Below are 21110 nucleotides of genomic sequence, written 5' to 3' on the forward strand. Positions count from 1 at the left end.
CCTGCTCCTTTAGAACGAGTGGGCAGCGTGCGTGCCCAGGCTCATGATGTATTGAAGGAAAATCTGGTTGTCGGTGACACCCGGACGGGACTGGTCGCGCGCCAGTTGCAGGCGCAGGCGCGAGAATTCGGACGGACTGTAGTCGATCATGAAACTGCTGCGCGACGGGTTGTAGGCTTCGAGGATGGGCAGGTTGGCCCAGGCCAGCGCGCCGCTGTCGATCAGGCCGATGCGCTGCGAGCCGGACGACAGCCGGTCGTAGCGCAGGCCGGCGCGCCAGGTCGGCATGAACTGGTAGACGCCCTGCAGGTACCAGCCCGACTGCACGCTGCGGTAGTCGCCGCTGGCCGCCGCGTCGGTCTCGACCGCGTAGTTCAGCATGCCGCTTTCCTTGCGGCGGAAGTACTCGCCCTGCAGCTTGAAGTTGGTGTTGGTCGGGTTGCCGTTCGGCGCCCATTTGTAGATGGCGTCGGCGATCCACATATTCGACTTGCCGCTGAAGCTGTTGGTCAGGCCCTGGTCCTGGTAGGCGCGCTGTTCGGCGCCGGTGTGCAGATAGGACACCCCCGCGCGGTAGCTGGACGAGTTGCCGATATCGTCGCCGAGGTGGGCGAACACGCTGACGGCGCCGGCGCCGTTCTTGTTGCGGTCGTTGCCTGGGAAGGCAGTGCCGTTGCCGGCCTCCATGCCGACTTCCAGGAACTGGTCGAGCGGCGCCAGCCACTTGGCTTGCACGCCGTCCGGCTTGTACTGGCCGCCGAGGAAGGCTTGATAGGCCAGCGGCGCATCGACGAAGTCCCAGGTGTGGGCATGCTGCCCGTTCAGGTAGCCGATCGCTGACAGGAAGCGGCCGGCCTTGATGTTCAGTCCGTTCTCCATGCCGCGCGTCTGCACATACGCTTCTTCAACGCTGACCTCGTTCTCGCCACTCAGCGAGAAGGTCAGTTGGCCGGCGAACTGCGGGTCGATATTGGCCGCCATGGTCAGCTCGGATTCGCCCAGGTTGAAGCCGCGCTTGCCGGGACCAAGCTCGCCGCCGCTCGGCGCGAAGCCTTGCAAACGATATTGGCTCGGGTCCTGCTTCAGGTTTTGCAGCGTGCCGCCGAGGATCATCGAGATGTTCGGGTTGAACAGGTTGCTGGCCGGATTGGCGCTGCCGGTCGGCGCCGCGCTGGCAGGCGCTGCCGGTGTTTCGACGTAGGCGGCCACCGGCGCGGCGGGCGCGGCCGAGGCTGAAACCTGGGCTGCCGGCGCCCCCGCACCGATCGCCGCGATCTGCGCCCTGGCGGCGGCATTGTCGGCTTGCGCCTGTTGCAAGCGCTGCTCCATCGCCTGCAAGCGCGCCTCGTAGGCTTCCTTCATCTGGCGGATCTCGGCGCGGATTTCCGCCAGTTCCTTCTGTTCTTTTTTATCTGCGGCATAGGCCTGCGGGGACGCCACGGCCACGCTCAAGGCGGCCATCATCACTTTGTGTTTCAACATGTCAAATCCTGTAGATAGCTACGATAAGCCGCACCTCTGCACGAACGGCAGCGGTGACGGATCAAGGGTGTGCGATCAGGACAGGACGGGCGGCGCTCGCGATCGGAAGCCGCAGACGGTGCGCCGGCAATCGAGCGGCGCCGGCGTGTGGGTGACGGCGACCGACGTATTGGCAGCCAGCGGGAAGGAATAGAAATGGGTGCCAGCGGCGGAGGCGAGCTGCGCAAACGCCAGGCATTGCGCGCAATTGTGATCCAGCCCCAGCTTGGTGATACCGCTGCCCGCATCGTCGTCCTGCTGCGCGGCGGCCTGCACCACACCGGTCGCGGCCGTAGCGTGCGACAGCGCGTGCGAGTACCCCATCTGCTGGGAGAACACCAGCAGTAGCGACAGCAGCACATACAAGAAGTTGCGGCGTATATTCACAAAATACCAACTATCGGACCATCAGTGCCGGTATTGTAATGCGAGCTACCGGTTTTCAGCGACCTTTTTGTTTTTCGAGGAATTGGTGCACTTTGGCGGCCGCCAGCTTGTTGATCGCCACCAGCAAGGCGGGATCGACACCGGCGATGCCGTAGGTCGAACCGATGTGCTTGCCGATGTGGATCAGCACCTCGGCCGCCACTTCCGCATCGGACTCGGCCCGGTGGGCAGCGCTCTTGAAACGGATGCCCAGCTCGCCCGACAGATTGCCCAACTTGTAGCTCGACAACTTGGGGAACACGCGGCGCGACAATTTCAGCGAGCACACCAGCGATTGGTAGCCGGGCGTCAGGCCCAGCCGGGCCGCCTCGGCGCGCAGGAATTTATCGTCGAAGCTGGCGTTGTGGGCGGACAGCGCATCGCTGCCGATAAAGTCCAGCAGCTCCGGCACCACCTGCGACACCGGCGGCGCGCCGTCGACCATGGCCTGCGTGATGCCGGTCAGGCCGGTGATGAAAGACGGTATCCGCACATTGCAGTTAATCAGCGTGACATAACGCTCGACCACCTTGCCGCCGACGATGCGCAACGCCGCCACCTCGGTGATGCGGTCGCCCATATCGGGCGACAGGCCGGTGGTCTCGAAGTCGAGCATGACGATGGGTTGGTCGAGCATGGTGTTCCTTTTTATTTAGCCGAACTTGCGCACGGCATCCAGCGCCAGGCCGGCGCCGATACTACCGAACAGGTCGCCTTCGACCTTGCGGGCCGACGGCACCAACGCACCGATGCGCTCGCGCAGCATGCGCACGCCGCTGGAGCCGCCGGTGAAGAATACCGTATCCACATCGGCAGGCGCCACGCCGGCGTCGCGCAACAGGCTGAGCACGGTGTTCTCGACCGAGCCGACCAGGTGGCCGATGGCGTCGTCGAACTGCGCGCGGTCCAGCTCCAGGGTCACCGGCGGCGACAGGCGGTCCAACTCCAGTTGCACCTTGACGGCGTCGGACAGGGCGATCTTACCCTCCTCCGCCTTCATCGCCAGCCAGTGGCCGGCGCGCTGGTCGATCAGCTTTTGCAGGCGGCCCAGCTTCTCCTGCTCGGCCGAATCGCGCAGCAGGTCGGACAGCTGGGTCCACATCTTCTTGGTGTAGGCCTGGTTGATGGTATGCCAGGTCGCCAGGTTGAAGAAGTAGCTGGACGGCACCTCGCTGTTGTTGCGCAGGCGGCTGCCGTAGCCCAGCAACGGCATCACGGAAGACAGGCTCAGGTATTTATCGAAGTCGGTACCGCCGATGTGCACGCCGCCGTTGGCCAGGATGTCGTCGCGGCGCTCGCTCTTGTTGGCGCGCTCGGGCGACAGGCGCACCAGCGAAAAGTCCGAGGTGCCGCCGCCGATGTCGGCGATCAGCACCAGCTCTTCGCGCGTGATCTGCGACTCGTAGTCGAAGGCCGCGGCGATCGGCTCGAACTGGAAGGCGATGTCCTTGAAGCCGACCGAACGGGCCACTTCGGCCAGGGTATCCTCGGCCAGCTGGTCGTTTTCCTTGCTGTCGTCGATGAAATGGACGGGACGGCCGAACACGGCCGACGTGAACTGGCGCCCGGCCGACTGTTCGGCGCGGCGCTTCACTTCACCGATGAATTGCGCCAGCAGCGCACGGAATGGCAGCGCGCGGCCACCCACCTCGGTCTGACCGTCGATCAGACTGGTCCCGAGCAAACTCTTCATGGAGCGCATCAGGCGCCCCTCGTAGCCGGCCAGATATTCGGCCAGCGCTGCACGTCCGAAGGTAACTTCTTCGTCCTCGGCGTTGAAGAAAACCACCGACGGCAAGGTGGTCTTGCCGTCTTCCAGTCCCAACATCACCGGGTGTCCGGGACGCACCCAGCCCACCGTGGAATTTGACGTGCCAAAATCGACGCCGCAAGCAATGGCCATGTCGACCCTTCACGTGAATAAAGGGGCGTTATCTTATCAGAAAACCCCGTCTTTCAGGAAAAATTGCAGCGGGACCACACCCGGCCCAATATTTCTTGAAAGAAAATCGATTATTATTGCCATTGGGTAAGTTTTTGATTATGCTCGTTTAACTAACGAAGATGCAAGCAACACCACGCACGTAACGAGACGATGACCACATCCAAGCCGACAATCGAAGTCTGCGCGACCGAACACAAAGCCAGCATTGCCCGCGAAGCCCGCCGCGTCACCTCGTATGACGTGGCGCTGGTGGCTGGCGTGTCGCAATCGGCGGTGTCGCGCTGCTTCAAGCCCGGCGCCAGCGTATCCAAGTCCACCCACGCCCGGGTGATGAAGGCCGCCGCGCTGCTGGACTACATCCCCAACGCCGCCGCGCGCAGCCTGATCACGCGCCGCTCCAATATGGTCGCGGTGCTGATCACCAACCAGGCCAACCTCTACTACCCGGAACTGCTGGCCGAACTAAGCCAGCAACTGACCACGCTGGGCAAGCGCGTGCTGCTGTTCCCGCTGGCGCGCGAGTCCGATGTCGAGCGCGTGCTGGCCGACGTCTGGCAATTCCAGGTCGACGGCGTGATCGCCGCCGCCCGCCTGTCGAACGAACACATCGCCGAATTCGAGCGCCGCCACATGCCGCTGGTGCTGTTCAACCGCACCTTGCGCCACCAGTCGGTCAACACCGTCACCTGCGACCATCTGGAAGCGGGCCGCATGCTGGTGTCGCGGCTGGCCGCCGCCGGCCACCGCCGTTTCGGCATCATCGGCGGCAGCGCCGATTCCAGCGTCGCCAGCGAGCGTCATCGCGGCGCCTGCGAACGCCTGGCCGAACTGGGCCTGCCGCCGCCGGTCGTGGTGCCGGGCGAGTACGACTATAAAAGTGGCGCCACCGGCCTGAAGGCGCTGATCGCACAGATGGGCGGCGTCCCCGACGCCATCATCTGCGGCAGCGACGTCATGGCCATCGGCTGCCTCGATTGCGCCCGCCACGAACTGGGCATTGACGTGCCGGGCCAGCTGTCGGTGGCCGGCTTCGACGCGGTCGAGCCGTCCAACTGGCTGAGCTACAACCTGACCACGCTGCGCCAGCCCATGCCCAAGATGGCCAGCGCGGCGGCCAGCCTGCTGTGCACCGTCATCGACAGCCGCGAATCCCAGGTGGAACGGCGCGTATTCAGCGCCCAGTTCATCGAAGGCGCCACCGCGCGCCTGCGGCCGAAGCCGGCCGCGCCGTCCGCGACGACGGCATCGGCCACCGGCATCCGCGTGCCGGCCGCTATAATGCAGTAAATGAACGATGCCAATCCTCCCCGCTTCACCCCGCAAGGCCTGATCCCGACTCCCGAGCAGACCGCCATTCAGCTGGCGCAGAACAAGGTGGTGCTGGTGGACGCCAACGCCGGCGCCGCCAAGACCACCACGCTGGCGATCCGCATCGGCGAGGCGCTGGCGCGCAAACTGGCGCCGGAACAGATCCTGGCGCTGACCTTCACGCCGGAGGCGCGCGACGTCATGCGCCAGCGCCTGCTCGACGTGGGCGTGCCGCACGCACTGGCGAGCCGGGTCGCCGTGCTGACCTTCGAGGACTTCGCCGGCCTGCAACTGGACCGCATCGACGGCGACGACCTGCGCCAGTGCGCCGAGGCGCGCCAGCTGAAGGACTTTGCGCTGGCCGCGATCGACCGCGTGAGCGAACGCTATGCCGGCCGCCTGGAAGACCTGAACCTGCAAACCCACAGCATCGCGCTGGCCCAGTTCCTCGACGTGCAGCTGCAACTGAAGGCGACGATGGCGCTGGCCGCCGACGTCGAATACCTGGGCATCGAGGAAGTCGCCGAGACCATGGGCGTGCCGCTGACCGACTACCTGACCACGGTGGAATACGAAACCCTGCGCCTGGACGGCGGCGCCGGCGCGGTGTTCCGCGGCCCGTTCGACGCCACCTACGACCTGGCCAGCAACCTGGAAGCGGGCGCGCGCCTGGCCGAGCACTTCCCCGACTACCGGCTGGTGCTGTGCGACGAGCTGCACGACCTGAACGAAGCGGCGTTCCAGATCCTCGACGCGCTGATCGCCAAGCCGCAATGCTTCTTCGTCGGCGCCGGCGACAAGGACCAGGTGATCCACGCCAAACTGGGCGCCAGCGACGAATACCTGAACCGCCGCTTCGCCCAGAACTATCCAAAGCTGGTGCGCTATCCGCTGACCTACAGCTACCGCCACGGCCCGCACCTGGCCTACGCCATGGCGGAGTTCAAGCAGAAGGCGGTGGAATCGAGCCTGCCGCTGCACACGCAGATCCGCCACGCGCACTACGACAACAACGCCGGCTGCGCGCAGCAGGCCGTCGCCGCGATCCAGCAGTGGAAGGCCGACGGCCATCCGCTCGACGGCTGCGCCATCCTGATACGCGACCGCCATCAATCGATGGCCATCGAGAACGCGCTGATCGAAGCCGACATCGACTACCGCACGCCCGCCATGGCCGGCTACCTGCAGCGCGACGAGATCCTGTTCCTGCGCGGCCTGCTGGCGATCGCGCTCAAGGACTTCGGCGCCGTCAAGACGGAGCAGGTGCGCAGCGCCATCGTCGACGCCATGACCGCCTTCAGCGAGATGCGCTTTACGGCGCGCCGCATGGACAACTTCAAGGCCCAGATCATCAAGGACCCGGCGCTGCTGGGCGAGTTGTTCCTGATCGAAGACGAACGGCGCGACGGCGATGAACCGAACTACGGCGACATCGCCAGCCAGGCCACCAAGAAGGCCGTCATCGACACCATCGCCTGGCTGTCCGGCGTCGATCCGGCCACGCCGGCGGCGGCCGTGCTGGCCGAGGTGTGCGAGCGCGTGAAGCTGGTGGCGACGGCGCGCCGCATCTTCGTGCGTCCCTACGAAGCGGGCGTGGTCAACAAATCCGTGGCCGGCCTGCTGGAAGCGGCGGCCGCCTCCGGCCAGACGCTGGCCGAGTTCTGGGCCGCGCTCAACGCGCGCGAAGCCTTCGTGCGCCGCAAGCGCGAACGCAAGGCGGTGCTGATCGAATGCGTGGCCAACGCCAAGGGCAAGGAGTTCGACCACGTGATCCTGCCTTTCCTGCAAGCGGACGAATTCCCGCATCCGCTGCAGCCCAGGGCCGAGGAGGAAAACCTGTTCTACGTCGCCGCCACCCGCGCCCGCGCGCGCCTGACGCTGCTCTCCCCCACCGACGCCGCGCTGCGCAGCGGCTTCCTGGCGCAAATGCGCCTGCCCAAGTCGGCCGCCGCCGCCGATGCCGCCATCGCCCGCAACCAGGCCAGGCCGGCCGCAGCTTCCGCCACTGGAGCGCGCCAGTACCTGACGGCCACCTACCACGAGAAGGACCAGGTCAAGGCGCTGGGCGCGCAATTCGACATCGCCCGCCGGGCCTGGTTTGTCGAGGCGGGCAAGGATCTGGGCCCGTTCGCGCCCTGGATAAAAAAATAGTGCAGCAAGTTAATTTTTCTGAGGGAAACCCTTATATAATGTCGGTCGCGGCTGGTGTCCAAGCCTCACACCCCATGCACGTCCAAAAAAACTGAACCATTTCGGGAGCATTTCCATGAAAGCACAACAAAAATTCTTGCTGGCAGCCTGCGCACTGGCTGTTCTGAGCGCTTGCAGCACCCCAGCCCCAGTCGTCGCCCCAGCACCGGCTCCAGCGCCAGTCAAAGCTGCACCGGCACCCGCTCCGGCGCCAGTCACCGCGCCAGTCGCAGTTTCCCTGCCGGCCTACCTGGACCCAAACAGCTCGATCTACAAAAACCGCAGCGTTTTCTTCGACTTCGACAAGTACACCGTCAAGCCTGAATTCAGCGCCCTGGTTGCCGATCACGGCAAGTTCCTGTCGGCCAATCCTAACGTCTCGATCAAAGTCGAAGGCAACACCGATGAACGCGGCGGCGCAGAGTACAACCTGGCCCTGGGCCAGAAGCGCGCTCAAGCCGTGATCACCGCCCTGAAAGTACAAGGCGTGAAAGACAGCCAGATGGAAGCCATCAGCTACGGCAAAGAAAAAGCCACCGGCAGCGACGACGCAGCCCGCGCACAAAACCGTCGCGCAGACATCGTCTACCCAAGCAAGTAATTAGCCACAGCAGTATGTGGTAAGCTCAAGCGCCCGGCTCAACAGCCGGGCGTTTTTGTTTTGGGCTCTCCCGAAAGAGAGCTGTGTAAGCGCAAGGTGTTCGTTATGCTGGAAGTTTCCGTTCAACTCACACTGCCCAAGGACGCTACATGAAAAACCTCACCACCGCAGCCGGCGCGCCGGTCGTCGACAACCAGAACACCCAGACCGCAGGCCCCCACGGCCCGGTCCTGCTGCAGGACGTGTGGCACCTGGAAAAGCTGGCCCACTTCGCGCGCGAGGTGATCCCGGAACGGCGCATGCACGCCAAAGGCTCCGGCGCCTTCGGCACCTTCACCGTCACCCACGACATCAGCAAATACACCCGCGCGGCGTTGTTCTCCGAAGTCGGCAAGAAGACCGATATCTTCATGCGCTTCTCCACCGTGGCCGGCGAACGCGGCGCAGCCGATGCGGAACGCGACATCCGCGGCTTCGCCGTCAAGTTCTACACCGAGCAAGGCAACTGGGACGTGGTCGGCAACAACACGCCGGTGTTCTTCTTCCGCGATCCGCTCAAGTTCCCGGACCTGAACCACGCCGTCAAGCGCGATCCGAAGACCAATATGCGCAGCGCCGAAAACAACTGGGACTTCTGGACCCTGCTGCCGGAAGCCCTGCATCAGATCACCATCGTCATGAGCGACCGCGGCATCCCCAAGGGCTACCGCAACATGCACGGCTTCGGCAGCCACACCTTCAGCTTCATCAGCCCTGGCAATGAGCGCTTCTGGGTCAAGTTCCACTTTATCTGTCAGCAGGGCATCGCCAATTTCAGCGACGCCGAAGCCAGCGAGGTGGTTGGCCGCGACCGCGAAAGCTCGCAGCGCGACCTGTTCGACGCCATCGAAAACAAGGCCTTCCCGCGCTGGAAACTGGCGGTGCAGATCATGCCGGAAGCCGACGCCTCCAAAGTGCCGTACAACCCATTCGACCTGACCAAGATCTGGCCGCACAAGGACTATCCGCTGGTCGATGTCGGCGTGCTGGAACTGAACCGCAATCCCGAGAACTATTTTGCGGAGGTCGAGCAGTCGGCCTTCTCGCCGGCCAACGTGGTCCCCGGCATCAGCTTCTCGCCGGACAAGATGCTGCAATCGCGCCTGTTCTCGTATGGCGACGCGGCCCGTTACCGCCTCGGCGTGAACCATCACGCGATTCCGGTCAACGCGCCCAAGTGCCCGTTCCACAGCTTCCACCGCGACGGCGCCATGCGCACCGACGGCAATCACGGCGCCGCCACCTCGTATGAGCCGAACAGCCGCGGCGAATGGGCGCAGCAGTCGCAGTTCGCCGAACCGCCGCTGTCGCTGGAAGGTGCGGCCGGCCACTGGGATCATCGCGTCGACACCGACTACTACTCGCAGCCGGGCAATCTGTTTCGCCTGCTGACGGCCGAGAAGAAGCAGCTGCTGTTCGAGAACACGGCGCGCGCCATCCACGGCGTGTCGAAGCCGGTGCAGGAACGTCACATTCACAACTGTAGCCAGGCCGATCCGGCCTACGGCGCGGGCGTGGCGGCGGCGATCCAGGCGCTTGAAAGCACACAATCAATCTTGTAAAAATAGTAAACATCGGTAAAATGGGGCTTCTTGTCGTCCCGTTTTCCGATGCCCTCCTTTCTACTCCGCCTGGCCATGTGCGCCCTGCTGCTCTGCCACTGCGCCGCCCGCGCGCAGGCCGTCGCCTGGCTGTGGGACGAGGCCCTGTTGCCAGCATGGTCGCAGCCTGAAGCGGCGGTCCTGCACCGCCATATCCTGCTGAGCGGCGACACCGCCCGCACCCGTCCGCGCATGCGCCAGCCCGCGATGCCGGCCGCCACGCGCGTCACACCGGTGCTGCACGTGGAAGTGAGCACCGTCAATCCGCCGCGGGATATTGAAGCTAGCCGCGCGATGATCGTGCGGGCGCTGCTCGATGCGGCGGCAGACAGCACCTCCGGCTGGGTGCAGCTGGATATGGAGGCCAAGCCCTCGCAGCGCGAATTCTATCGCTTGCTGGTCAAGCAGCTGCGTGGCGCGCTGTCACCGCAGATCAAACTGAGTGTGACCGCGCTGGCGTGGTGGTGCCGCTCGCCGGCCTGGCTGGACGGACTGGCCGCCGACGAGGTGGTGCCAATGTTCTTCCGCATGGGCCGGGACAGCGCCAGCATGCGCGACATCGTCGAACAATCGCCCGCCACGCTGCACGCCAGCTGCCGCGCGGGCAGCGCAGGATTCTCGCCGCAGGAACCGTTCACGCCGCAAGTCGCGGCCCGCTATCGTAAAACTTATTGGTTCGACCGCCACGCGTGGAAGCGCGCCGGCGCGGACCTGTCGCCGCTTTCAAGGAGCTCTCCATGATCACACTACTTCGTCCACTTACCATCGCTGCGGCGCTGCTGGCCTGCGCCAACGCCGACGCCAGCGGCGGCGGCGCGTGGGATTCCTACGTCAATCGCAGCGGCCCCGATATCGCATTGAACCGCTATCAGGCCGGTGAGCTGGGCATCGTGATGCCGAGCTACGAACGGATGTACATGTACACCGCCTGGCGCAGCGTGCTGCTCGGCGTCGATGGCTTGAAGACGGCGCCGAATCCGCAGGGCGGCCTGCTGCGCGCCATCGGCAGCCGCAATGGCGGCTGGGTCGATGCGGCCGAGGGCAAGAAGGTCTATGGCGCCTGGCAGGCAGCCATCAATAACGCGTTGAAGCAGGCGCCGGTCGCGCCCAAGGACGACGACAGCCTGGCCAATGGCTTTCTGACTTGCCCACTGGGCAGCTACACCTTCGCCACCGCCACACTGAACGACCTGGCCCGCCGCAGCGACGCCACGCCGACCCGCCTGAACGCGTGGGTGACGACGCAGCGCCAGGTCTTCAAATTCTGCGGCGACGACGTGGAAGCGCAGCGCAATCGTTTCGACGGGACCAAGCGCGTGATCCCGGCGCCGGTCGAACTGCCGGCCACGGAAGCGCTGTACTGGCGCCAGATGCAGCAGTATCAACTGGCGTCGGCAGCCTTCTACGGCGAAAACTACACGCTGAGCGGCAGCCTGTTCGCCCGAATCGGCGTCACCGACAAGCATCCGCTGCGCCAGTGGGGCGAGTATCTGAGCCTGCGCTCGCAGGCGCGCGCCGCCGTGTTTGTGCCGGGGCCGAATCCGGAACAGGCGATCTGGCAGGAGCGGCTGGACGCCCGGCGCGAAGGTCCGGCCGCCGCTGCGGCGCGTTTGGCGGCAGCGCAGAAGAAGCTGGCCGGCATCCAGGCCAGCGCCGATCACATTCTCGCCAATCCTGAGCTGGCGTCGCTACATGAGGCCAGCCGCGCCATCGTGCGCAGCATGCAGGTGCGGCTGACGCCATCGCTGCGCTTCGCGGAGCTGAGCAAACTGCTGGAGGACCCGCGCGCCAATCCCTACCTGGACGATCATTTGGGTGACTGGCGCGTGCTGGCCAACGACCTGCTGCAAGCGCCGGTCGCCGAACAAGCCGACGCCCGCGCCGCCTTGCGCGGCAGCGCAGGCTTTATCGATTGGATGCAGACCATCCAGCAATGCCAGGAATACCAGGCCAAGCCCGGATGCGTAGTCGAACGCGCGCACGCGGTCACGCTGTGGAACCGCTACGCCAAGGAAGGCAACAAGGCGCAAGCGCGCGTTTGGCTGCTGGCGGCCGTCCTACTGTCCGAGAAGATGTCGCCGGAGCTGGAGAAGGCCGCGCTGCAAACGCCGGCCAACACACCCGAATACCTGACCATGCGATACGCGCTGACCCGCCACTACCGCTTGAGCAAGCAGGCCGACAAGGCCCGCGCGATTGCAGACGGCGTGTTGACCGGCACCGCTCTGTCCACCAACAACTCGACCAGCGTGCGCAATCAGTTCCTGCAGGAGCGCTTTGCCGTGGCATCGTCGCCGGCGGACGCCGCCAATTATCTGCTGCGCGCATCAAGCCGCGACCTCGATCCCGACACCGGCGAACTGGTCAAGGCCAGCGAGGAAGCCGGCGCGGTGCCAGCCCGCGTGGACATCGCAGCCGACGGCATCCGCTGGCTCAACAGCGGCCTGTCCACCGCAGACCTGTCCGCGCTGGCCGCGAATCCGAAGCTGCCCAAGGCCTTGCGCGTGCAAATCGCCGTCTCCAGCTGGATGCGCGCCGACCTGCTGGGCCAGGACGAAGCAGCGCTGGCCGCCGCTTTGGAGATCGAGCAGAACGCGCCGGCACTGACTGCGGTAATGCAGAAGTACCGCAAGCTGGCGGGCACGCCTGAGCACCATTCCTGGATGCTGGTGAACGCCTTGAAGTACGGCCTGTCGCCGATGTACAGCTACTCCAGCGCCGACATCGCCGCGCGTGCGCCGGACGACACCCTGGCCGACATGTGGTGCAAGGTGCCGGCCAAGGCGGGCGATAGCTATGGCGAGAACACCGAAGCCGAACACTCGCCGCCGATGCCGGAGCTCGGCAACGCCGCCGCTCGCGACCAGGAGCTGGCGCAGCTGTCCCGCATGAAGACCGCCACCGGCTACTTCGGCGACTTCGTCATGCAGCGCGCCACCGCCGTGCCCAACGACCCGGAACTGCCGTGGCTGCTGTACGTGACGGTGCAATCGACGCGCGGCGGCTGCCTGGACGCCGACTCCAAGGTGTTGTCGAAGAGCGCCTTCACGCTGCTGCACAAGCGCTACAAGAACAACGAGTGGGCACGCAAGACACTGTATTTCTATTGAGTGGGATCAAACGCGGGAACAGGCATAGGATTAGCCTGACGAATCTGGAGGCGCGCCATGCAAACCCTGGTCCAATCCCGCAAACACCCGAGCTACGACGACGATCTGGCGCTGTGGATAGACGCACAAATCCAACTGCTGCTGGATCGCAGGTTCTCCGAGTTGGACATCGGAAACATGGTCGCGGAGCTCGACGATATGAAGAAGAGAGAAATAAGAGCGCTAAAGAATCGCTTGCGCGTGCTGGTCATGCACCTGCTCAAATGCCGATACCAGCCTGAGCATCCGCAGAACAAGTGGCGCGCCACATTGATTGAACAACGCGAACGTTTGGCACTGCTACTGGGAGACAGCCCGAGCTTGCGTACATCACTTCCAGAGTACGTGCAGCAGGCCTACCCAATCGCCGTCAAATTGGCATCGGCCGAAACCGGTCTGCCTGCCAATGTCTTTCCTACGAGAAGCCCGTTTTCCGTCGAGCAGATACTTGATCAGAATTTCACGCCGTAACCGCAACACCTACGCGGTGCAGCAATTGCTCACACCGTTGCGACAGGTGCTGGACCTGCAAGACCTTGCCCGCCTTGGCATAGCGCTCGTGCAGCGTGGACACCGCCACCACCGCCGAATGATCGACCAGCCGCAGATGGCGGCAATCCAGCACCACCGTTTGCGGATCGTCCTGCACGTTGAACAAATCATTGAAGTGCGCGACCGAAGCGAAGAACAAGGTGCCATGCGGGGTATAGCGACGGATACCTTCGGCGCCCAGGGCGACGTCGGCGCGTATGTCGCGCGCATGACGCCAGGCGAAGCTGAGCGCCGCGATGATGATCCCGCACAGCACAGCCACCGCCAGATCGGTCGCCACGGTGATGGCGGTGACCAGCACGATCAGCAAGGCGTCATGACGCGGCACCTTGCCCAGCACCCGCAATGAACCCCAGGCAAAGGTCTGCTGCGCCACCACGAACATCACACCGACCAGCGCCGCCAGCGGAATGCGCTCGATCAGCGGAGACAGAAACAATATAAACAGTAAAATCATTATGCCGGCGACGGCGCCGGACACCCGCGTACGGCCGCCGGAACTCAGGTTGATCATGGTCTGGCCGATCATCGCGCAGCCGCCCATGCCGCCGAACAGGCCGGACACCATATTGGCCGCGCCCAGCGCCACGCATTCGCAGTCCGGCAGGCCGCGCGTCTCCGTGATTTCATCGGTCAGGTTAAGGGTGAGCAGGGTTTCCAGCAGGCCGACCATCGCCATCAGCACGGCATATGGCAGCACGATGCGCAGGGTTTCCACCGTCATCAGCACGACCGGGATTTGCCAGGCTGGCAGGCCACCGGCGATATGCGCCATATTGCCCAAGGTGCGCGCCGGCAGATGCAACAGCTGCGCCACCACCCCCACACCGACGATGGCGACCAGCGCCGGCGGCACCGCCCTGGTCAAGCGCGGCAGCAGGTAGACGATCAACATGGTCAGCGCCACCAGGCCGCACATCCACACCAGCGCATCACCGTGCATCCACTGCCCGCCAATCTTAAAGTGCTGCAATTGCGACCAGGCGATCACGATCGCCAGGCCATTGACGAAGCCCAGCATCACCGGATGAAATCATGCCGGGACGTCCACCGAACACCGCCGTGATCGTGCAAATGAAAAAAGCCCCGTACAAGCCGACCAGCGGATTGAGCTGCGCGACCAGGGCGAAAGCGATGCACTCCGGCACCAGCGCGAACGACGTGGTCAAGCCCGCCATCGCGTTTCTGGCAAGATTAGTTGTCCACATGGAAAGAAAATAAGACTATAAGTGCTGCGAAAATGCAACAGAGGGCGCATTTTACACGTCCATATCTGATTTCTCGTCGTTATGGGTGAAATGGCGCACATTCAATCGTCGGCGAGCGGGGCAGAATGGCATGGCATACTATTCAACCCTAGCCAGCGTCACCGCCACCATGACAACTCTGATATCTGCCACCTACGCCCTGCAAAGACAGAAAATCGCCGTGGAGCGAACGCTGTATGCGCGTTCGGCGGAAGAGTCCCAACTGGCGGCCCGCTGGGCGAGCGCGTGGCATAAGTTAGTCCAGCGCAAACTGGACCAGGCCGAAGCCGTCTCCCCTGCATTACGTATGAACTACACCGGCTTCAGCATGCAACCCGCACCACGGGTGCTGCATTAATCAGAAGCTGGCGCGCAACTGGACATATGCCATGCGCGGCGTACCCACCATGCGGCCGGCGTTGCCGTCGACGTTGCGGGTGTAGTAGCGCTTGTCGGCGATGTTGTTGATGCCGGCCATGACTTCATAGCCCGGCTTGCCCGGCATCTTCCAACTTAACTGCGCATTCCACAGACGGAAGCCCGGCACGATGCCGTTGCTGCCGTTCGCCGCTTCCGGCACGGTGTTGGCCGTGTCCGAATACTGCTTGCTTTGATGCGTGGTCGACAGATTGGCCGTCCATGCGCCGACCCGGTAGCGCGCGCCCAGCGTGTCGGTGTTGCGCGAGTAGAACGGCACGTCCAGTCCCGCCGTGTCGCCCGAATCCTGGATCGCCTTGGTGTAGGTGTAGTTCGCGTAGACGTTCAGACCGGCCAGGGCGCCACCCTCGGCGAAGGTATAGTCGGCAGCCGTCTCGATGCCGTCGTGGTTGGTCGCGCCCAGGTTGCGGAACACAGCGGGCGTCGTGCCCGGCACTTGCAGGATCTGGTTGTCGAACTTGAGCTTGAAGGCGGTGATTTCGGCGTTGACCGCGCCAGTCTTCCAGCGCGCCCCCAGTTCGGCCGTCCTGGCCAGTTCCGGCTTCAAGGGATAGCTCGGCGTCTGCGAGTTGAGCTGGGTATTCTGCACCGGCCCGAACGACGTCGTGTAGTTGGCGAACACGGTCAGCGCGCGGTTCAACAGGTAGGCCACATTGAGCGACGGCAGGGCCTTGTTGTTGTCGCTCTCGAAGACCGACTTCGCGCTCACGTCCTTGCGCTCCGACTTGATGTGCTCGTAGCGCAAGCCGGGCGTGATGCGCCATGCGCCCAGCGCGATGCGGTCGTCGACATACACGGCATGCGCATCGGTGCTGTTGGCGAAGGTGGTCGTCGCGCCATTGATGCCCGTCTTCACGGTCTGGATATAGCTGTTGTCGTCGCCCCGCTCGCGCAGGTAGCGGTAGCCCGCCGTGACGTCGTGCGTCAGGCCGCCGGTGGCGAAGCGCTGTGTGTAGCGAGGCTCGATGCCCAGCACTTCATAGTTGCGCGGCTGCCTGGTCAGCTGCGTCTTGGCCGCGTTGATCAACGCGCTTTGGCGGAAGCTGTCGCTGTAGTAAGCCTTGACCTCGAATTCCTGCGTGGCCGACAAAGTGTTCAGGTAGCCGACATCGGCGCTGCGGCGGTCGCCGCTCCAGTAGTCGGTGGGCCGCGTGTTCTGGAACGGATCGGCGTCGTACTGCGCCACCGTCAGCCCGCCCGGCGTGCGCGAATTGACTTCGTAGTAGGACAGCTTGGCGTTCAGCTCGCTATGCGGATTGAGCGGGTAGCGGAACTTCAGCGCCAGGTCGTTGACCTTCTCATCGCTGCCCGCGCGCCACTCGGAGCCGGCCATGCCCGAATACAGCACCGCCACGCCCAGCCCGCCCTCCTGCTGGCTGCCGACGAAGGCGCTGTACTGGCGGTTCTGGCCGCCGTTGTTGAAGTCGTTGTAGCGGAACGACGCGTCGCCACTGACGCCCGGCGCATCCGGAATCGAACGGCTGCGGAAGTTGATGATGCCGCCGACGTTCTGCGGACCGTAGCGCACCGCGCCACCGCCACGCACCACGTCGATCGATTCGATATTGTTCAGGCTGACCGGCGCGAACGACAGCTGCGGCTGGCCGTACGGCGCCACCGCCAGCGGTATCCCGTCCAACAACACAGTCGAGCGCGGCGAGTAGCGCCCCGTCAGCCCGCGCACACCGATGTTGAGCGAGATGGCGCTGCCGGCGGTGCCGGAGTTGTCGGTCGACTGCACGCCCGGAATGCGGCGCATCACATCGCCGATGTCGGCGGCGCCGCTGTTGTCGATGTCTTCCTTCTTCAGCACGGTGCGGGCGCCGGCGAAGTTCTTGACGCTGTTCTGCAAACCCGAACCCAGCCAGCTGCCTGCCACCTGGATAGACTCGATCGGCGCGGCGGCCTCCTGCGCATGGGTGGGCATGGCCAGCAAGGAAGCGGCAACGGCGATCAGGGTGGGTTTGAACGGGATGGTGGTCAGCGACATGGTGTGGGTGCGGTGGTGTATCAACGGCGCAAATGATAACACTTCTCATTCTCAAATGTAAGTGTGAGGATTTGTTATAATTACCGCCATGTTCAAACTTGCGAAACGTCGAACGCTGCACATCTGGATCGCCATGCTGGCCGTCCTGTTCAGTGCGCTTGCCCCGACGGTTTCGCGTGCGCTGACGCCGGCCTCGCCGTATGGCTACGCCGAGATCTGCTCGGTCGACAACATCAAGAAGTCCCCTGCCCCGGTCGAGCACGCGATGGAACACTGTCCGTATTGCGTCACGCACGGCGGCAGTTTCGCGCTGCTGCCGCAGGCCATGGCCAGTTTCGCCGTCATCGGCGGCCATGACTACTACCCGCCGCTGTTCTACAGCGCACCAAGGCCCCTGCATAGCTGGAGCGCCGCCAACCCGCGCGGACCGCCCGCCCGTTCCTGATCGTCCGCCGTACCCGCTGCCGCCCGCCGCGCACCTCCCGTGTGCGCGCAGGCGGCGGACATCATCCCAACATCAGGAACACCATGAAACCGACCATGTCTCCACTGGCGCTGGCGCTGCTTGCCGCCTTCTCCACCTTCGCCTGCGCGCAGGACGCGCCCCTTCATCAACTGGGCACCGTGATCATCACCGGCAACCGTCCGACGTCGCTGCCGACCCAGATCCCGACCACGATCGAAGGCATCACCCAGGCCGAAATCGAACGCACCATCAACGCCACCGACGCCGAAGACGCGTTGAAATACCTTCCCAGCCTGCTGGTGCGCAAGCGCTACATCGGCGACTACAATCACGCCGTGCTGTCCACGCGCGCCTCCGGCACCGGCAACAGCGCGCGCTCGATGGTGTACGCCGACGGCATCCTGCTGTCCAACTACCTCGGCAACGGCGCCAGCTTCGCGCCGCGCTGGGGCATGGTCAGCCCGGAGCAGATCGAACGCGTCGATGTGCTGTATGGTCCCTTCTCCGCAGCCTACGGCGGCAACTCGGTGGGCGCAGTGGTCGATTACGTGACCCGCATGCCGACCAAATTCGAAGCCCACGCCAAACTGACGCTGACGCACCAGCCCTTCGAGCTGTATAGCACCAGCACCAGTTACCAGGGCAAGCAAGCCAGCATCTCGCTGGGCGACCGCCAGGGCGGCTGGTCGTGGTTTGTGGACGTCAATCGCACCGGCAGCGAGGGCCAGCCGCTGACCTTCCCGACCAGGGCGCCCAGCGTCGGCAAGCCAGGCAGCGCCGGCATCCCGGTCACCGGCGCGGTCGCGGGCCTGGACCGCAACAACAAGGACTGGTTCATCCTCGGCACCGCCACCCAGTACCACACGGTGCAGGACCAGTTCAAAGGCAAGCTGGCCTACGACATCTCGCCGACGCTGCGCGCCAGCTACACCTTCGGCGTATGGCGCAACGACTCCGAAGGACGTCCGGAAAGCTATCTGCGCGATGCAGCGGGACGCCCGGTCTACAGCGGCGCGGTCAACATTGCCGGCCGCAGCTACACGCTGGCGCCGACGGATTTCAACCTGTCGAACGAAAATATCCAGCACCTGATGCACGGCCTGACCGTCAAGTCCCACACCAGGGGCGTATTCGACTGGGAAGTCGCGGCCAGCCTGTACGACTACGACAAGGACCAGCTGCGCGCCGCCACCGTCGAGATGCCGGCCGCACTGGCCGGTGGCGCCGGCCGCATCGTCAACCAGGGCGGCACCGGCTGGAACACCTTGTCCGCCAGGGGCGTATGGCGTCCGAACCCGGCGCACGTGGCGGAATTCGGCTATCAGCGCGAAGCGTATAAATTGTCCAGCATCGAGAACGCCGCCAGCAACTGGATAGATGGCGCGCCCGGCGACCGCAATGTATCCTTCACCGGCAAGACCGAAACCAACAGCCTGTTCGCGCAGGACAGCTGGAAGTTCGCGCCCCGCTGGAAGACGGTGCTGGGCATGCGCTACGAGCGTTGGAGCGCCCATGACGGCGCCACCTCCAACCGCAGCGTGACGGCGCGGCACCCGGAACGCAACGAGAACTACCTGTCGCCAAAAGCCGCGCTGGCATACCAGGCCAGCGACGACTGGGTACTGAAAGCCTCGCTGGGCCGCGCCGTGCGCATGCCCACCGTGTCCGAGCTTTACCAGGGCGGCATCAACGCCGCCGGTGACTTGATCAACAACGATCCGAACCTGAAGCCGGAAAAATCGTGGACCACCGAACTGACGGCGGAACGCAGGCTGGCCAACGGTCTGTTGCGCCTGACCGCTTTCGGCGAGCGAACCAAGGATGCGCTGTACTCGCAGACCAACGTGCTGGCGGGATCGAACGTCAACACCATCCAGAACATCGACCGCATCAACACCAAGGGACTGGAAGCGGCCTACTCGGCGGACGACGTGTGGGCGCGCGGACTGGCGCTGAGCTCCAGCGTCACCTGGACCGATTCGAAGATCGCCCGCAACGACAAGTTCCCCGCCAGCGTGGGCAAGTGGCAGCCGCGCATTCCGGAATGGCGCGCCACCGGCGTGGCCACCTACGCCGTGAACGACCAGCTCTCGCTGACGCTGGCCGCGCGCTACAGCGGCAGCCAGTATTCGACGCTCGACAACACGGACGTCAACGGTTTCGCCTACATGGGCGGCAGCAAATACTTCACGACCGACGTGCGGGCGCGCTACCGCATCAACCGCCAGTGGAGCGCCGCGATCGGCATCGATAACCTCAACAACTACAAGTACTGGAACTTCCACCCGTATCCGCAGCGGACCTACGTGGCTGAATTGAAGTTCGATCTCTAAGCCAGGCCACCGCAGGCGCAATCGTTTTTCCGATTGCGCCTGCTCAGCCATTTAAACATTCATGTGATATACTTCTTTACATCGAAACCACACATGGACCGCAAAATGCTCAGCACCGAACAAAAAGCCATCATCAGCGCCACCGTCCCTATCCTGGAACAAGGCGGCGAAGCCCTGACCCGTCACTTCTACCTGACGCTGTTCCGCGACTTCCCGCAGGTGAAGCCGATCTTCAACCAGGCCAACCAGGCAGACGGCAACCAGCAACGCGCGCTGGCCAATGCGGTGCTGATGTACGCGAAGAATATCGACCGGCTGGAGCAACTGGGTCCGCTGGTATCGACCATCGTCAACAAGCACGTATCGCTGCAAATCCAGCGCGAACACTATCCGATGGTCGGCGCATCGCTGCTGAAGGCGATCCGCGAAGTGCTGGGCGCCGATGTCGCCACCGATGCCGTCATCGACGCTTGGGGCGCGGCCTACGGCCAACTGGCCGACATCCTGGCCGGCGCGGAACAAAGCGTCTACGAGAAGAACGAGGCGGCGGAAGGCGGCTGGAGCGGCGCCCGCGAATTCAAGGTGGTCTCGAAGACCGTCGAAAGCGACGAAGTCACCTCCTTCGTCATGCAGCCGGCCGACGGCGGCAAGGTGGTGGCCCATGTGCCAGGCCAGTATATCGGCCTGCTGATCGACGTGAACGGCGCAGAACAACGGCGTCAATACTCGCTGTCCGCCGCCAGCAACGGCAGCAGCTACCGCATCAGCGTCAAGCGCGAGCCGGGCGGCGCGGTGTCCAACTTCCTGCACGACCATGTCAACGTTGGCGACAGCCTGAAACTGGTGCCGCCGTCGGGCGACTTCACGCTGGCCGACAGCGACAAGCCGCTGGTGCTGATCAGCGGCGGCGTCGGCATCACGCCGACCCTGGCGATGCTGACGGCGGCGCTGGACACCGGACGCCCGATCCACTTCATCCACGCGGCCCGCAACGCCAGCGTTCACGCCTTCCGCGAGCATATCGACACGCTGGCGGCGCAGCACCCACAACTGCAACGCTTCTACTGCTACGAGGCGGCCAACGACAGCGGCCCTCAGCCGCACGCCACCGGCTATATCGACCAGCAGCGCCTCAACGCATGGCTGCCGCAGACGCGCGACATTGAAGCCTACTTCCTCGGCCCCACGCCGTTCATGAAGGCGATCAAGTCGCACCTGCTGGCGCTGGGCGTGCCGCAAGCGCAAACCTACTACGAGTTCTTCGGTCCTGCCGAAGCCCTGGCCTGAAGAGTTATTGAAGGAAG

Annotated in this window: 16 protein-coding genes and 1 pseudogene; 11 read left to right on the forward strand and 6 right to left on the reverse strand. The window is 64.3% G+C overall.

The features are described 5' to 3' along the window. Positions 1-9: 9 nt before the first annotated feature. The 4 genes from KVP70_RS22445 to KVP70_RS22460 form a co-directional block, all read right to left on the reverse strand. Complete coding sequence (locus KVP70_RS22445) at positions 10-1482, reverse strand: putative porin (protein WP_217944509.1); 1473 nt, start codon at positions 1480-1482, stop codon at positions 10-12. 75 nt (positions 1483-1557) lie between these two features. Next, positions 1558-1908, reverse strand: coding sequence for a hypothetical protein (locus KVP70_RS22450; RefSeq protein ID WP_217944511.1), 351 nt, complete (start codon positions 1906-1908; stop codon positions 1558-1560). Positions 1909-1963: 55 nt separating this feature from the next. Further along, the gene (locus KVP70_RS22455) at positions 1964-2584 is read right to left on the reverse strand and encodes a 3'-5' exonuclease (protein WP_217944513.1); all 621 of its coding nucleotides are present in this window, start codon (positions 2582-2584) and stop codon (positions 1964-1966) included. A 15-nt stretch (positions 2585-2599) separates the two neighbouring features. Further along, a complete protein-coding gene (locus tag KVP70_RS22460) occupies positions 2600-3850 on the reverse strand; it encodes an Hsp70 family protein (protein ID WP_217944515.1) in 1251 nt (416 codons plus the stop codon). A gap of 192 nt (positions 3851-4042) precedes the next feature. Between KVP70_RS22460 and KVP70_RS22465 the strand changes: the two genes are divergently transcribed. From KVP70_RS22465 to KVP70_RS22495, 7 genes are all read left to right on the forward strand, one after another. Then, entirely contained in the window at positions 4043-5179 is a 1137-nt protein-coding gene (locus KVP70_RS22465) for a LacI family DNA-binding transcriptional regulator (protein ID WP_217944516.1), read from the forward strand. Beyond that, positions 5180-7351, forward strand: a complete 2172-nt coding sequence (locus KVP70_RS22470) for a 3'-5' exonuclease (protein ID WP_217944518.1) — start codon at positions 5180-5182, stop codon at positions 7349-7351. A gap of 115 nt (positions 7352-7466) precedes the next feature. After that, positions 7467-7991, forward strand: coding sequence for an OmpA family protein (locus KVP70_RS22475; protein WP_217944520.1), 525 nt, complete (start codon positions 7467-7469; stop codon positions 7989-7991). Positions 7992-8140: 149 nt separating this feature from the next. Further along, positions 8141-9592: a catalase gene (locus KVP70_RS22480; RefSeq protein WP_217944521.1), complete on the forward strand. Its 1452-nt coding sequence runs from the start codon at positions 8141-8143 to the stop codon at positions 9590-9592. Between the two features lie 48 nt (positions 9593-9640). Next, entirely contained in the window at positions 9641-10372 is a 732-nt protein-coding gene (locus tag KVP70_RS22485) for a hypothetical protein (protein ID WP_217944522.1), read from the forward strand. Next, positions 10369-12741: a hypothetical protein gene (locus KVP70_RS22490; protein ID WP_217944524.1), complete on the forward strand. Its 2373-nt coding sequence runs from the start codon at positions 10369-10371 to the stop codon at positions 12739-12741. Before KVP70_RS22485 ends, KVP70_RS22490 begins: the two co-directional genes overlap by 4 nt. Positions 12742-12798: 57 nt before the next feature. After that, on the forward strand, positions 12799-13251 hold the full coding sequence (locus tag KVP70_RS22495; RefSeq protein WP_217944525.1) for a DUF29 domain-containing protein: 453 nt from the start codon (positions 12799-12801) through the stop codon (positions 13249-13251). Here KVP70_RS22495 and KVP70_RS22500 read toward each other — a convergent pair. After that, positions 13241-14510 (reverse strand): annotated as a pseudogene (locus KVP70_RS22500) (SulP family inorganic anion transporter). The gene KVP70_RS22495 and the pseudogene KVP70_RS22500 overlap by 11 nt on opposite strands. 160 nt (positions 14511-14670) lie before the next feature. On the opposite strand from KVP70_RS22500, the gene KVP70_RS22505 reads away from it, so the two are divergent. Continuing rightward, entirely contained in the window at positions 14671-14937 is a 267-nt protein-coding gene (locus tag KVP70_RS22505; RefSeq protein WP_229225027.1) for a hypothetical protein, read from the forward strand. Here the strand turns inward: KVP70_RS22505 and KVP70_RS22510 are convergent, their stop codons facing one another. Beyond that, positions 14938-17007, reverse strand: a complete 2070-nt coding sequence (locus KVP70_RS22510; protein ID WP_217944778.1) for a TonB-dependent receptor family protein — start codon at positions 17005-17007, stop codon at positions 14938-14940. Positions 17008-17095: 88 nt separating this feature from the next. Here KVP70_RS22510 and KVP70_RS22515 point away from each other — a divergent pair, with 88 nt between their 5' ends. The 3 genes from KVP70_RS22515 (at position 17096) to hmpA (ending at position 21093) form a co-directional block, all read left to right on the forward strand. After that, a complete protein-coding gene (locus KVP70_RS22515) occupies positions 17096-17452 on the forward strand; it encodes a DUF2946 domain-containing protein (RefSeq protein ID WP_217944527.1) in 357 nt (118 codons plus the stop codon). Between the two features lie 83 nt (positions 17453-17535). Continuing rightward, complete coding sequence (locus KVP70_RS22520; protein ID WP_217944529.1) at positions 17536-19806, forward strand: TonB-dependent receptor; 2271 nt, start codon at positions 17536-17538, stop codon at positions 19804-19806. A 105-nt stretch (positions 19807-19911) separates the two neighbouring features. Then, positions 19912-21093: an NO-inducible flavohemoprotein gene (hmpA, locus tag KVP70_RS22525; RefSeq protein WP_217944780.1), complete on the forward strand. Its 1182-nt coding sequence runs from the start codon at positions 19912-19914 to the stop codon at positions 21091-21093. Positions 21094-21110 lie beyond the last annotated feature (17 nt).

Origin of the sequence: Duganella violaceipulchra (assembly GCF_019166075.1) — a bacterium.
Classification (GTDB): Bacteria; Pseudomonadota; Gammaproteobacteria; order Burkholderiales; family Burkholderiaceae_D; genus Rugamonas; species Rugamonas violaceipulchra.

What these genes read in the sequence shown, in the direction of transcription:
- KVP70_RS22470 (WP_217944518.1), top strand. Translation starts at nt 5,180, where the DNA reads ATGAACGATGCCAATCCTCCCCGCTTCACCCCGCAAGGCCTGATCCCG.
- KVP70_RS22505 (WP_229225027.1), top strand. Translation starts at nt 14,671, where the DNA reads ATGGCATACTATTCAACCCTAGCCAGCGTCACCGCCACCATGACAACT.
- KVP70_RS22510 (WP_217944778.1), bottom strand. Translation starts at nt 17,007, where the DNA reads ATGTCGCTGACCACCATCCCGTTCAAACCCACCCTGATCGCCGTTGCC.
- KVP70_RS22480 (WP_217944521.1), top strand. Translation starts at nt 8,141, where the DNA reads ATGAAAAACCTCACCACCGCAGCCGGCGCGCCGGTCGTCGACAACCAG.
- KVP70_RS22445 (WP_217944509.1), bottom strand. Translation starts at nt 1,482, where the DNA reads ATGTTGAAACACAAAGTGATGATGGCCGCCTTGAGCGTGGCCGTGGCG.
- hmpA (WP_217944780.1), top strand. Translation starts at nt 19,912, where the DNA reads ATGCTCAGCACCGAACAAAAAGCCATCATCAGCGCCACCGTCCCTATC.
- KVP70_RS22460 (WP_217944515.1), bottom strand. Translation starts at nt 3,850, where the DNA reads ATGGCCATTGCTTGCGGCGTCGATTTTGGCACGTCAAATTCCACGGTG.
- KVP70_RS22520 (WP_217944529.1), top strand. Translation starts at nt 17,536, where the DNA reads ATGAAACCGACCATGTCTCCACTGGCGCTGGCGCTGCTTGCCGCCTTC.
- KVP70_RS22475 (WP_217944520.1), top strand. Translation starts at nt 7,467, where the DNA reads ATGAAAGCACAACAAAAATTCTTGCTGGCAGCCTGCGCACTGGCTGTT.
- KVP70_RS22495 (WP_217944525.1), top strand. Translation starts at nt 12,799, where the DNA reads ATGCAAACCCTGGTCCAATCCCGCAAACACCCGAGCTACGACGACGAT.
- KVP70_RS22465 (WP_217944516.1), top strand. Translation starts at nt 4,043, where the DNA reads ATGACCACATCCAAGCCGACAATCGAAGTCTGCGCGACCGAACACAAA.
- KVP70_RS22515 (WP_217944527.1), top strand. Translation starts at nt 17,096, where the DNA reads ATGTTCAAACTTGCGAAACGTCGAACGCTGCACATCTGGATCGCCATG.
- KVP70_RS22490 (WP_217944524.1), top strand. Translation starts at nt 10,369, where the DNA reads ATGATCACACTACTTCGTCCACTTACCATCGCTGCGGCGCTGCTGGCC.
- KVP70_RS22485 (WP_217944522.1), top strand. Translation starts at nt 9,641, where the DNA reads ATGCCCTCCTTTCTACTCCGCCTGGCCATGTGCGCCCTGCTGCTCTGC.
- KVP70_RS22455 (WP_217944513.1), bottom strand. Translation starts at nt 2,584, where the DNA reads ATGCTCGACCAACCCATCGTCATGCTCGACTTCGAGACCACCGGCCTG.